The sequence below is a fragment of the Bradyrhizobium sp. BR 1433 genome (assembly GCF_051547665.1).
Classification (GTDB): domain Bacteria; phylum Pseudomonadota; class Alphaproteobacteria; order Rhizobiales; family Xanthobacteraceae; genus Bradyrhizobium; species Bradyrhizobium australafricanum.
This window is the reverse complement of the sequence record NZ_JBPUGG010000001.1, coordinates 883361-895421: the sequence shown is the minus strand read 5'-3', so window position 1 is coordinate 895421 and position 12061 is coordinate 883361. Positions and strand designations below refer to the sequence as shown.

Annotated in this window: 10 protein-coding genes and 2 pseudogenes; 7 read left to right on the top strand and 5 right to left on the bottom strand. The window is 64.1% G+C overall.

Translation table 11 applies throughout. The features are described from left to right. The first annotated feature begins 4 nt into the window (after positions 1–4). Positions 5–280 carry a DUF1467 family protein gene (locus ACSKB9_RS04440; RefSeq protein ID WP_057016477.1) on the top strand — a complete coding sequence of 92 codons (276 nt, stop codon included), beginning with the start codon at positions 5–7 and terminating at the stop codon, positions 278–280. Between the two features lie 162 nt (positions 281–442). Continuing rightward, on the top strand, positions 443–1747 hold the full coding sequence (mtnK, locus tag ACSKB9_RS04435) for an S-methyl-5-thioribose kinase (RefSeq protein WP_438071797.1): 1305 nt from the start codon (positions 443–445) through the stop codon (positions 1745–1747). A 366-nt stretch (positions 1748–2113) separates the two neighbouring features. Here mtnK and ACSKB9_RS04430 read toward each other — a convergent pair. The 5 genes and pseudogenes from ACSKB9_RS04430 to ACSKB9_RS04410 all read right to left on the bottom strand — a co-directional run. After that, a pseudogene (locus ACSKB9_RS04430) lies at positions 2114–3149 on the bottom strand (ABC transporter permease). A gap of 129 nt (positions 3150–3278) precedes the next feature. Next, positions 3279–4781 carry a sugar ABC transporter ATP-binding protein gene (locus ACSKB9_RS04425; protein ID WP_092077471.1) on the bottom strand — a complete coding sequence of 501 codons (1503 nt, stop codon included), beginning with the start codon at positions 4779–4781 and terminating at the stop codon, positions 3279–3281. A 9-nt stretch (positions 4782–4790) separates the two neighbouring features. Next, a complete protein-coding gene (locus tag ACSKB9_RS04420; RefSeq protein ID WP_016848453.1) occupies positions 4791–5828 on the bottom strand; it encodes a sugar ABC transporter substrate-binding protein in 1038 nt (345 codons plus the stop codon). 88 nt (positions 5829–5916) lie between these two features. Next, positions 5917–6051 carry a hypothetical protein gene (locus ACSKB9_RS04415; RefSeq protein WP_438071796.1) on the bottom strand — a complete coding sequence of 45 codons (135 nt, stop codon included), beginning with the start codon at positions 6049–6051 and terminating at the stop codon, positions 5917–5919. A gap of 148 nt (positions 6052–6199) precedes the next feature. Then, a pseudogene (locus ACSKB9_RS04410) lies at positions 6200–6451 on the bottom strand (globin); the annotation flags it as partial. A gap of 423 nt (positions 6452–6874) precedes the next feature. Between ACSKB9_RS04410 and ACSKB9_RS04405 the strand changes: the two are divergent. From ACSKB9_RS04405 to ACSKB9_RS04385, 5 genes are all read left to right on the top strand, one after another. Beyond that, positions 6875–7279 carry a DUF2946 domain-containing protein gene (locus ACSKB9_RS04405; RefSeq protein ID WP_438071795.1) on the top strand — a complete coding sequence of 135 codons (405 nt, stop codon included), beginning with the start codon at positions 6875–6877 and terminating at the stop codon, positions 7277–7279. 366 nt (positions 7280–7645) lie between these two features. Then, on the top strand, positions 7646–9769 hold the full coding sequence (locus tag ACSKB9_RS04400) for a TonB-dependent receptor family protein (protein WP_438071794.1): 2124 nt from the start codon (positions 7646–7648) through the stop codon (positions 9767–9769). Between the two features lie 11 nt (positions 9770–9780). After that, the gene (locus ACSKB9_RS04395) at positions 9781–11007 is read left to right on the top strand and encodes a sialidase family protein (RefSeq protein WP_438071793.1); all 1227 of its coding nucleotides are present in this window, start codon (positions 9781–9783) and stop codon (positions 11005–11007) included. Continuing rightward, positions 11004–11501 carry a TlpA family protein disulfide reductase gene (locus tag ACSKB9_RS04390; RefSeq protein WP_438071792.1) on the top strand — a complete coding sequence of 166 codons (498 nt, stop codon included), beginning with the start codon at positions 11004–11006 and terminating at the stop codon, positions 11499–11501. Before ACSKB9_RS04395 ends, ACSKB9_RS04390 begins: the two co-directional genes overlap by 4 nt. A gap of 35 nt (positions 11502–11536) precedes the next feature. After that, positions 11537–12061, top strand: a complete 525-nt coding sequence (locus ACSKB9_RS04385) for a copper chaperone PCu(A)C (RefSeq protein WP_438071791.1) — start codon at positions 11537–11539, stop codon at positions 12059–12061.

Below are 12061 nucleotides of genomic sequence, written 5' to 3'. Positions count from 1 at the left end.
CCGCATGGCTTACCAGATCTCCACCGGACTTGCGATCTACTTCGTGCTTTGGTGGCTCGTGCTGTTCCTGACGCTGCCGTTCGGCGTGCGCAGCCAGCACGAGGACAATGTCGGCGCGCCCGGCACCGACCCCGGCGCGCCGATCCTGGCGCGGATGGGCCGCAAGCTGCTGTGGACCACGCTGATTTCCGCCGTGATCTTCGCGATCGCGATGTGGGCCTATCATTCCGGCTATCTCTCGATCGAGCGGCTGTCGAAGCTGATGGGGATGCCGTTCTGATACGCAGAAGTAGCCCGCATGAGCGAAGCGACATGCGGGATCACTTTCCCGGGTATCGCTTCGCTCACCCGGGCTACGTACCGATGGGGATGCTGTTTTAGAAACTGATGCCAATGGAGCGGGGATCAACCTCGCCCTGGCATTGCGGAGGAGGCGACCACGATGAACCTGCAGTCCCAGCCGGGCTCCGGGCCGAGCGCATATCGAATCCTGCGGGAAGCCGATCTGCGGGATTATCTCGCGGGGCTGCCCGCCATCGTCGCGCAGCTCGGCGGCGCGCCGGCGGACTGGTCGATCAGCGAGGTCGGCGACGGCAATCTCAATCTCGTCTTCATCGTCAAGGGCGGAAGCGGCGGCCTCGCGGTCAAGCAGGCGCTGCCGTATGTGCGCCTCGTCGGCGAGAGCTGGCCGCTGCCGCTGTCGCGGGCGCATTACGAGCACATGGCGCTGGTGCATCAGGCGCGGCTGGCGCCGATGCTCGTGCCGGCGGTGCTGCATCATGATGCGCCGCTCGCGCTCACCGCGATGGAGCTGCTCGAGCCGCACATCATCATGCGCAAGGGCCTGATCGAGGCCACGCGGTACCCGCGCTTTGTCGAGGATGTCTCAACCTTCCTGGCGCAAACGCTGTTCTTCACGTCCGACCTTGCGTTGTCGGCCGCGGAGAAGAAGCAGGGCATCGCCGATTTCGCCGGCAACCACGCGCTCTGCAAGATCACAGAAGACCTGATCTTCACCGATCCCTACCGCATCGCCGAGCAGAACCGCTGGACCGCGCCGTATCTCGACGCCACGGCGGCGGCGTTCCGCGAGGACCTCGACCTGCATGTCGCGATCTCCAGGCTGAAGCTGAAATTCATGGCGAGCCCGCAGGCGCTGCTGCACGGCGACCTGCATACCGGCTCGATCATGGTTACAGACAGCGAGACCAGGGTAATCGATCCCGAGTTCGCCTTCTACGGCCCGATGGGCTTCGACATCGGCGCCGTCATCGGCAACCTCCTGATGGCCTATCTGGCCTCCGCCGGCCACGAGCGCACGCCGGGCGAGCGCGCCTCGTTCGAGGCCTGGCTACTCGCGACCATCGAGGGCGTCTGGAGCGAGTTTTCCCGAAAGTTCCTGGCGCTGTGGCGCAGCGAGGCGAACGGCGACGGCTATCCGGTGTCGCTGTTTACCGGCGAGGCAGGTGCCGCGCGGTTGGAGGCAGAACGGCAGGCGTACATGGCGCGGCTGTTCGAGGACACCGTCGGCTTCGCCGCGGCCAAGACCATCCGGCGCATCCTTGGTCTCGCGCACAACATCGACTTCGAGTGGATCGCCGACGAGAAGCAGCGCGCGATCTGCGAGGCGCGGGCCCTCAAGCTCGCCCGCAATATGATGCTGGAGGCGCCGTCCTACACGACGATCGGCGCGGTCACCTACGCCGCCCGCGAGCTGCGCCACTGGCAGCCGGATTTTGCGAGGTAGCCGGGAAGCGTAGGATGGGTGGAGCGAAGCGGTACCCATCATTCTGACCGCGCGATAAGAGTTGATGGGTTTCGCTTCGCTCTACTCGTCCTACGCAGCGCGGCTTTCCCTGCGCCCTCTTCAACGCGAGGGCGGAACGAACAGCAAGCTCGGACAAATCATGTCGCGAGAATGCGGATGTTTGACTTCACAAGCGATACACACTCGGCGTCGTCCCGGCGAAGGCCGGGACCCATAACCACCAACGATCATTGTTGAGCGACGCTGGAATGACGAGTCCCTTCAACAATACCCGCCGCGGCGTATGGGTCCCTGCTTTCGCAGGGACGACGAATGGAGAGAGCTGTGTGCTCAGCTCCTTCATCCTTAATCCGCCGCCTGTTCCCGCAGCCGCTGCGCGTACACGTTGATGATCAGCGCCGCGAGCAGGATCAACCCGCGGATCAGGATCTTCAGGAAGCTGTCGATATTGACGTGGTCGAGGCCGTTGTTGAGAACGCCGAGCACGAACAGGCCGACGATGGTGTTGCCGATGCCGCCGCGGCCGCCGAACAGGCTGGTGCCGCCGACCACCACGGCCGCGATCGAATCCGAAGAGATAGGTGTCGAACTCGTTCTGCTGGGCGCTGCCGAAATGGGCGACGCCGAGCATGCCGCCGATCCCGGAGCACACCGCCGAGATCACCATCACGCTGCCGAGGACGAGCTTGACGTTGAGGCCGGCAAATTCCGCGGCCTCGCGGTTGCCGCCGACCATGTAGACGTAGCGGCCGAACCGCGTGTAGGTCAGCGCCAGATGGCCGCCGAGCAGCATCACCGCGGCGACGATCACGATCCAGGGGATGCCGCCGATCGAGCCGGAGCCGAGTGTCGTGATCAGGTCCGGCACCTTGTAGGCGATCTGGCCGCGCACCAGCAGTGCCGAGACGCCGGCCGCGATCTGCATCATGGCGAGTGTCATGATGAAGGAGGGGATGCCGATCATGGTCAGCCCCAGCGCATTGACGAGGCCGAGCAGCGCGCACAGCGCCAGCGCCAGCAGGATCGCGACGATACCCGGCATCGGGACATTGGCGATGTTGACGTAGGATTCCTGCAGCGTGAAGTAGGCCACGGCAATGCCGGTGACGTTGGCGATGCTGGCGATCGACAGGTCGATCTCGGCGCACAAGATCACGAAGGTGAGGCCGACGGCGATGATGCCGGTGACCGACACTTGCGTAAGGATGTTGCCGACATTGTCGATGGTGGCAAACGACGGGCTCGCGATCGCGAAGAAGGCGCTGAGGAAGATCAGCGTCAGGAACGGCGCAATGTTGCGCATCTGCGAGCGCAGGAAGGGCGCCAGCCCGCGCGACCGCTGGTGATCCGCTCGCGCCGTGGCGCCGTCACTGCTTACCATCATGTCTCTCCATCAAGCGCGATGAAGTGGTCATCGCGCTTTCTCTGTTTGTTTGAGCATGATCTCCCGCGCAAACGCTTTTGCGTTTGTCGCGAGGGAAAACCGCTTCGCGCTTTTCCGGATCATGCTCTAAGCCGCCTCCAGCAGCCGGTCCTTGCTGACCGCTTCGCCCGCGAATTCGCGCACCACCGCGCCGCGCTTCAGCACCAGGATCCGGTCGGCGAGCGACAGCACAGTCTCCGGCTCGGTCGACAGCACGATGATCGCCAGCCCCTTGGCGCGGAGATCGCGCACGATGTTGATCACGTCGTTCTTGGCGCCGACATCCATGCCGCGGGTCGGCTCGCACAGCACCAGGACGCGCGGCGGATAGGCGAGCCATTTCGCCAGCGCCACTTTCTGCTGATTGCCGCCGGACAGCATGCCGAGATCGAGGCCGACCACCGGCGGCCGGATCTGCAATTGCTCGACCTGGCGCTGGGCGATCGCGCGCTCGCGCACCGGCTTGAGCAGCAGCGCCGAGATCCGTTCGAGGATGCTGATCGAGATGTTCTTGTAGACCGGCTCCTGGTGGAACAGCATGGCGCGCCGGCTTTCCGGCACCAGCGCGACGCCGGCCCGTCGCGCCGCCGCGGTGCTGCGAAACGTCTTCGCTGCGCCGTCGACCGCCAGCGTTCCGCCGTCGGGTCTGAGCTTGCCGAACAGGATGCGCGACAGCTCCAGCTGCCCGCAGCCCATGAAGCCGTAGATGCCGAGCACTTCGCCGGAGCGGGCCTCGAACGAGACGTCCTGCAGGCTGCGGCGCAGCGAGAGCTGATCGACCTTCAGCACCGCCGCGCCGCCGCTCGATTGCGGGAGCATCAGGTCATCGGTGTAGCTGTGCTCCAGCGCCTCGCCGCCGCGGCCGATCATGGCCTCGATCAGGGCGCCCTTGGTGGTGTCCGCGGACGCGGTCTCGGCGATCTTCCGCCCGTTGCGGAACACCGTCACCACGTCGGAGACCCGCAAAATGTCCTCGATGAAGTGCGAGATGAAGACGATGCTGGTGCCTTCGTCGCGCAGCCTGTGCAGCGTCGCAAAGAGGCGTTCGACCTCGGGCGGAGAGAGGGCGGAGGTCGGCTCGTCCAGGATGATGATGCGCGCGCCGGAGAACAGCACGCGGGCGATCTCGATCAGCTGCTGCAGGCCGATCGGCAGGTCGCCGAGCCGCGTCATCGGGTCGACGTCGATGCCAAACCGTGCCAGCTGCTCGCCGGCCTCGCGCGCCATCCGCCGCCACTGCACGAAGCCGAGGCGGTTGGTCGGCTGGTTGCCGAGGAACACGTTCTCGGCGACCGTCAGATCAGGCGCGACGCTGAGCTCCTGATGCACCATGCCGATGCCGGCGGCGTGCGCGTCGCGGGTGGAGCGGAAGCGGGTTTCCTTGCCGTCGAGCATGAAGCGGCCGGAGAACTCCGGATGCACGCCGGCGATGATCTTCATCAGCGTGCTTTTGCCAGCCCCGTTCTCGCCGACGAGACCGTGGATCTCGCCGGCGTGCAGCGCGAAGTCGACCCCACGAAGGGCTTCGACGCCGCCGAAGGCCTTCGTGATCTGGTGCAATTCGAGGATCGCCGAGCGTCCCTGCGTCATGAGGCCCGCTCAGATCAGGAAATGATCCTCCATCCATTGCATGCCGGCGGCGTTGGCCTTGGTCACGACCGGACCATCGGTCACGACGTTCTTCGGAATGCCCTGGCCGCTCTTCTCGCCGCCGACCACGGCGGCGACGCCTGCGACGATCGCGCCGCCGTGGATGCGGCAGGACGGATTGCGGACGGTCGCGAACATGCGGCCTTCGCTGACCGCCTGGATCGCCGGCGGCATGGCGTCGACGCCACCGATCAGGATGTTGGTGCGGTTGCGCGCCTTCATGATGTTGTAGGCGGCGAGCGCCATGTCGTCATTGTGGAAGAAGGCGGCGTCGATCTGCGAGTATTTGGTCAGATAGGTTTCCCAGAGCCGGGCGGTCTTCGAGACGTCCCAGTCGGCGGGCTGGGTATCCAGCACCTCGATGTTCGGGAACTGCTTGATGACCGAGTTGAAGCCCTTGGCGCGGCCCTGCGCGCCGGTATGGCCGAGCGCGCCCTGGGTCATGATGACCTTGCCCTTGCCGCCGATCGCGTTGCACAGCGCCTGCGTTACGGAGGCGCCCATGAACTCGTTGTCAGGTGCGAGGAACGAGTGGACGTTAATTTGATCGAGAGGAGCAATAAGCGTGTCCATGTCGATCACGGGGGTCCCGGCGTCGATCATCTTCTGCACCGGCTGGGTCAGCGTGCCGATGCCGAACGCCTGGATCGCGACGAAATCCCATTTCTGCGACGCCATGTTGTCGATCGCGGCGCGCTGCTTGACGGCATCGAGCTGGCCGTCGAACCAGGTCACCTCGACGTTGAACAGCTTGCCCCAGAACTCGGCGGCCTGCTTGCCTTGCGCACACCATGTCGCCTGCAGTCCGGCGTTGGAGAATGCCGCCTTCAACGGCTTTTCCGAGCGTCCCATTTCGGCGGCGAGCGCGGACGTCGTCATGCCCATTCCGCCGAACAGGCCGGCCGCAGCTCCACCTGCCGCCGCCATCTGCAGAAGGTCGCGCCGCGTCGTCGACGCCTTGTCCATCCCCTTGTCGGTCCCTGGCATTGCTTGCTCCCTCTTCGTTTTTCTGACCGTCGGCGTCTATTGCACGCGCCGCGGATAAAGCGAGTGTGTCACAATCGGAACGGTGACGCTACGGCCTCTCGTCCACGAGATGTTTCTGCTGCAGCACGATGGCTTCGATGTCGCCGAGCAGCTTGTGCCACGCAGCATCGATCTCCGCAGTCCACTGCTCGCCGAGAATTTCGCGCAAGCTGTCGGCGATCACCGCGAAGAATGCGACGAACAGTTCTCGCGGCGTTCCAGCGCATGAGCCGCCGAAGTGTGATGCGGTTCGGCGATCAGATCATGCGCCGATTCAAAAGATTAGCGCGCGATCGGACGCAAAACCGGTCTCCACTTTTGCTGATCGCGCGCGCGTCGTGCGAGAACACCTCCGATTCGATCAGGCGAAAATGTCCGCGGCGCTCGCCCGCGAAATCGAGGATGGCTTCGATCGTCAGCTGCAGCATCGAGCCTTTCACCGGCTCGCTGCCTTCGGTACGAAACATCGCCTGCGTCTCGGGATGTTCGCGAAACAGGCGGCGATAGACTGACGGTGTCAGATCATCGCAAGCCGCTTCTGCGAGTTCAAAGCTGCGTTCGATCGGATTCAATGATGGAGCCATAGCGGATTGCGATCATCACATAAAAAAGAGCAGGGCTCAAAGCCCTGCTCCAAAAATTGTGTCGACCCTATTTGCCCCAAAAATTCGATTTGATCTTGATTGATGGGGTGACGCTGCTTATGCGCGTCGGGCTCCTCCCGAGACTTGGACCACCAGGACACACCTCGCGGCTGGCCTGAGCCCGAATTGGTAGACTATCTTTCCAGGCTTGTCATCATTTTCGGCAACGATTGTTCAATTTTCGAGCAATTTGCGAAATGATTGGGATGGCGCCACCGGCGGTTGTGACGGGAGATGCAAAACACGTGGCAGGGTAAGGGGATACGACTGATTTCGGAGTTGCCGTGACGCAGGTGCCACGCTCGGTTATTTCCGTCGGCTGGAAGAAGCGGGACGCACTGGCGATCTCGACTTCCGGCGTTCATGGTGGTTAGTTCCGTCGTGGATGGTTTTGCGATGCGCCGGCGGCTGAAGAATTTTCTGCCCATCGTCCTGGTTGCCCTGCTGGTGCAGATTCTTGCACCGATCGGGGCCTGCTGGGCGGCGAGCCTTGCCGCGTCCGATCCGCTCGCGGCCGCCACCATCTGCCACGGCGATGCCGGCTCCGGAGCCGGGCAGGGTGACCAGACCAGTCACGACGCCCATGACGGCTGCTGCTCGGCGTGCAGCGTGCTGCAGACCGGTGCGCCGGTTGATAGCCCGCAAGTTGCGGCCCAGGCTGTCGAACGCCTGCCGAGCCGGATCGCCTGGCTTGATTTCGCCGCTGATCTCGATCGTTCGCGCGCCGGCCTCTCGGCGCAGGCCCGCGCGCCGCCGCTGTTTTCCTGACGACCTTGTCGCTGCCGCTGCGTCCCGCGCCGGCAAGTGCCCTTGAGCAAGCCGGCCGAAGCGCCGGTGTCAGGATTCATCCATGTTTCGCTATCATTCGCTGGAGGCGGCAAGCGTGCTCGCGCTGGGCGCGACGCTTTGCGCATTGCCGTCCGCTGCCGAAGCCCAGGCGCCCAGCACAGAGCTACCCTCCGTCACCGTCGAGGCGCCCCGGACGGCGGTGCGCGCCAAGCCGGCGGCGCAGAAGCCGCGCGTTCGTGCCGCGTCCGTGCGGCGGCCGCCGAAGCCGGCGACAGCGCCAGCCGTGACGGCGGCCCCAGCGGACGGCGCGAGGCCGGGGAGACGCTTGCCGCGACCCGCGACGGTTTGAACCGGGCGCCGACAGGCCAAACGCAGACGACCATCGACCGCAGCCAGTTCGACAACCGACCGGCGTTCTCCGTCGCCGATGTGCTGCGCGACAGTCCGGGCATCTCGATCAAGCAGGGCAACGGCCCGCGTGATTTCGGCATCTCGATCCGCGGGTCGAATGCGCGGAACGGCTTCGGCATCCGCAACCTCGTCATCTTCGACGACGGTTTCCCGGTGACCCAGCCGGACGGCCTGTCGCGCAGCGACCTGATCGATCCGCATGCCTATGGCGCCATCGACGTGGTCCGCGGGCCGTCATCGGCGCTCTACGGCAATTATGCGACCGGCGGCGCGCTGAATTTCCGGACCCGGCCGGGCGGCACGATCGACGGCGTCGAGTATGGCGTCGACGGCGGCAGCTTCGGTTACCTCAACAACTATCTCGCCGCGGGCAAGAAGGTCGGCAATTTCGAGGGCTCGCTGTTCGCGAGCGATGCGCGCGGCGACGGCTACATCGGCAACAGCTGGTTCAACACCCAGACCGTCAATTTCCTCGGCACGCTGCAGGTCACGCCGGACGACCGCTTCACGGTGAAGCTGATCAACAACGACCTGACGACGCGCCTGCCGATCCGCTCTTCGCTGAACCAGTTCTACCAGAAACCGTTCCAGCAGGGTTGCACGACCGGCGCGACGGCCGCGCCGGGATGCGCCACCGTGACGTTGTTCAACAACGGCTTCAACGCGGCGGCAGGAACCGACAGGGAGACCGCGGTTCAGGCCGGCCTCGGGCGCGACGACCGCCGTACCATCGTCGGCGGCCGCTGGGAGCACGACTTCGACAACCAGACCACCTGGCGCAACCAGTTCGTGTTCGACGACCGCAATATCAATCAGCCGACGGGATCGACGAGCGCGATCGGCGACTTCCCGTCCTACAACTACATGAGCGATGTCGTCAGACGCGGCGATGTGTTCGGACTGGATTCGACGACCTATTTCGGCGGCTTCTACAATACGCTCACCGCCTCGAGCGATACGCGCAATGTGATGCCGGGCGGAAATGCGACGCTCGGAAGCCTGTCGAGCAATTTGTTCAGCACGACGACAAATTACGGCGTTCGCGCACGCGAGGAGCTGAAGCTCACACCTGCGCTGACGGCCGTTGCCGGCATTGGCTGGGAGACCACCAGTCTGACGGGGCGGAACACCGCCTATAGCTACGCCGGCGCTGCGGGAACCACGACCACGGCGATCACGACGGCGGACCGGCAATTCCAGGATACCGCGCCCGAGCTCGCATTGCTGTACCGGCTGAGCAGCGAGTGGCAAGTCCGTGGGCGAGTGGCAACCGGATACGGCACGCCGCAGGTCGGCAATTTGTTCGTCCTGCCGAGTGGCGCCTCGGGCAACAACACCCAGCTGCGGACGCAAAAGAATCTCGGTTACGATGTCGGTGCCGACTGGACACCGAACAACGCGCTCAAGCTCAGCGTCACGGGCTTCTACGAGTTCTTCAAGGACGAGCTCGTTTCCCAGGCCACGCCGCTTGCGGGCATCTCCTACACGTTCAACGCGCCGCGATCGGAGCATCGCGGCGTCGAGCTGGCCGCCGACTGGAAATTCCTGCCGGGCTGGCGGTTCTCGGCGGCCTACACTTATCTCGACGAGGTCTACACGGAATACGTCGAGAACATCACGAACGGCGCGGTGTTCAGCTTCAATCGCGCCGGCAACAAGATTCCCGGCATTTCGCCGAACGAGCTCACGGCGCGGTTGGGCTACGACCAGCTGTCGGGTCAGTTTCAGGGACTTGGCGGGTTCGTCGAAGTGCAGTGGAAGGACAGCTTCTACATGGACAACGCCAACCTCTTGAAGGCGCCGGGCTATGAGCTGGTCAACCTCAATCTGCACTACAAGACCGATCTCGTCTCCGATTATTTCAAGGCGCTGAACCTCTACATCGAGGTGAGGAACGTCTTCGACCGGACGTACGTGGCGTCGGCGAACAACATCTCAAATTCGGTGACCGCGGCAGGCATTCAAAATCCCGCGAGCGTACTGGCGAACTCGACCAACTCGATCTATGCCGGATCGCCGCGCGCCGTCGTGGCGGGCATGAAGATTGCGTTCAAATGAGGAGCGCATCGATGACCTATCGCAAACCGGTCGCCCTGACGCTGCTTGCATCGCTCGTGCTCGCGGCCTTGCCGAGCCTTGCCGTCGCACAGATGAGCCATCAGCACGCCTCCGAAGCGGCCTGCGAAGAGACGGCCCTGCGCTGCGCGACCAAGGTCACGCCCGCCTTTGGGCGGGATGGGACATTGTGGCTGGTGTGGATGGCCGGCGGCCAGATCTCCGTCGCGAGCTCAAAAGACCAGGGCAAGAGCTTTTCCACACCGGTGCAGGTCACACGGGAGCGGCTCAGTCTCGATTGGGGACCGGATGCGCGGCCGAAGCTTGCGATCGATGCCAAGGGCAACATCGCTGTGGCCTTCTCGATCTTCCGCGATCAGAATTTCAACGGTCAGGTGCTGACCACGCGATCGACCGATGGCGGGCGCAGCTTCGATGCGCCGAAGCCGATCACCACGAACAATGAGAGCCAACGGTTCGAGGCGATCGGCTTCGATCCTGCGGGGGCGATGTTTGCCGCGTGGCTCGACAAGCGCAACCGCGTGCCGGCGCAGCAGCGCGGCCAGAAATATGACGGTGCCGGATTGTTTTTCGCATCATCGGGAGATGGCGGAGCAACCTATTCCGACGCGCGGCTCGTCGCCGACAACACCTGCGAGTGCTGCCGCCTCGCGCTGGCGTTCGATGGTGCGGGCCATCCTGTGGTCGTGTTCCGGAACATCTTCGAAGGCGGCGTGCGCGACCATGCGGTCGTGACGTTCTCCGACCTGGCCTCGCCCGGCGAGATACATCGGGTGAGCCGCGACGACTGGCAGATCGCGGCCTGTCCGCATCACGGTCCGAGCCTGACCATATCGCCCGAAGGAACCTACCATGTGACGTGGTACACCAACGGCAAGGCGCGCAAGGGATTGTTCTATGCGCGCTCGCGCGACGGCGGCAAAACCTTCTCCGATCCGCTTCCGGTCGGTCAGCCGAACCGCAGCCCATCCCGGCCGCAGATTATCGCGGGGCCGCAGGGGCTCGTGATGGCCTGGAAGGAATTCGACGGGCAGAAGACGACAATCGACCTCATGACGTCGCATGACGATGGAGCGACATGGTCGAAGCCGATGGTGATCGCGGACACCGCCGACAGTTCCGACCATCCGCTGCTCGTCTCGGACAGCCGGCAGACCTATCTGTCGTGGATGACGAAGGCCGACGGCTATCATTTTCAAGCGATCGAGGGCGAACCATGAAGCGTCATCTGCTGGCTGCGCTGATCCTGCTCGCGACGCTGCCGACTGCACTGGCGGCGGGAGAGGGCGCGCCAAAGCCGTTTGAACGCGGCAGCTGGCAAAAGCTGCTGCATGCGCATGCCGGCCATCCGACCCTGGTGCACTTCTGGGGAGTGACCTGCGGACCATGCAAGGTCGAGCTGCCGGAGCTTGGCCAGTTCATGAAGGATCATCCCGGAATCGATGTCGTCACGATCAGCGCGGATCTGGTTCCCAACCTTCCGGAGGCGACGCGATCTATGCTGGATCGCGCCGGCCTCGGCGCGGCCGAAAACTGGATCTTCAACGACGGCTTTGCCGAGCGGTTGAGATTTGAGATCGATCCGGCCTGGCAAGGCGATATCCCGCGAACCATGCTGATTGCCCGGGATGGAACGATCACGACGATCGAAGGATCGGCCGAAATCGCCGATCTGAACAAATGGTCCAGCGCCCAGTCGGCAGCAAGCCGATGACACCTCGATTTCAACTTGAAAGGAAATCCGTCGCCATGAAGACGCTCTCCCGCATCCTTGCCCTCGCAGCGCTGACCGCTGCACTCGTCTCGACGTCCGCGCGCGCCGAGGACGTCAAGGCCGGCGACCTCGTGATCACGCAGGCCTGGACGCGCGCAACGCCGAACGGCGCCAAGATCGGCGGCGGCTACCTGACGATCGAGAACAAGGGGACGACGCCCGACCGGCTGGTGTCAGGTTCCGGCGATGTTGCCGGCAAGATCGAAGTCCACGAGATGTCGATGGACAATGGCGTGATGAAGATGCGTGCGCTCGACAAAGGCCTCACCATCGAGCCCGGCAAGACCGTGAAGCTCGCGCCGGGCGGCTATCACCTGATGATGTTCGACCTGAAGAATCCGCTGAAGCAGGGCGACAAGGTGCCGGTCACGCTCGAGTTCGAAAAGGCCGGCAAGGTCTCGATCTCGCTGGACGTGCAGGCCGTCGGCGCGCAGGGGCCGGGCGGCGGTCATTCCGGTCATGGCGACCATTCAGGTCACATGGACATGAAGAAGATGTGA

What these genes read in the sequence shown, in the direction of transcription:
- ACSKB9_RS04440 (WP_057016477.1), top strand. Translation starts at nt 5, where the DNA reads ATGGCTTACCAGATCTCCACCGGACTTGCGATCTACTTCGTGCTTTGG.
- mtnK (WP_438071797.1), top strand. Translation starts at nt 443, where the DNA reads ATGAACCTGCAGTCCCAGCCGGGCTCCGGGCCGAGCGCATATCGAATC.
- ACSKB9_RS04425 (WP_092077471.1), bottom strand. Translation starts at nt 4,781, where the DNA reads ATGACGCAGGGACGCTCGGCGATCCTCGAATTGCACCAGATCACGAAG.
- ACSKB9_RS04420 (WP_016848453.1), bottom strand. Translation starts at nt 5,828, where the DNA reads ATGCCAGGGACCGACAAGGGGATGGACAAGGCGTCGACGACGCGGCGC.
- ACSKB9_RS04405 (WP_438071795.1), top strand. Translation starts at nt 6,875, where the DNA reads ATGGTGGTTAGTTCCGTCGTGGATGGTTTTGCGATGCGCCGGCGGCTG.
- ACSKB9_RS04395 (WP_438071793.1), top strand. Translation starts at nt 9,781, where the DNA reads ATGACCTATCGCAAACCGGTCGCCCTGACGCTGCTTGCATCGCTCGTG.
- ACSKB9_RS04390 (WP_438071792.1), top strand. Translation starts at nt 11,004, where the DNA reads ATGAAGCGTCATCTGCTGGCTGCGCTGATCCTGCTCGCGACGCTGCCG.
- ACSKB9_RS04385 (WP_438071791.1), top strand. Translation starts at nt 11,537, where the DNA reads ATGAAGACGCTCTCCCGCATCCTTGCCCTCGCAGCGCTGACCGCTGCA.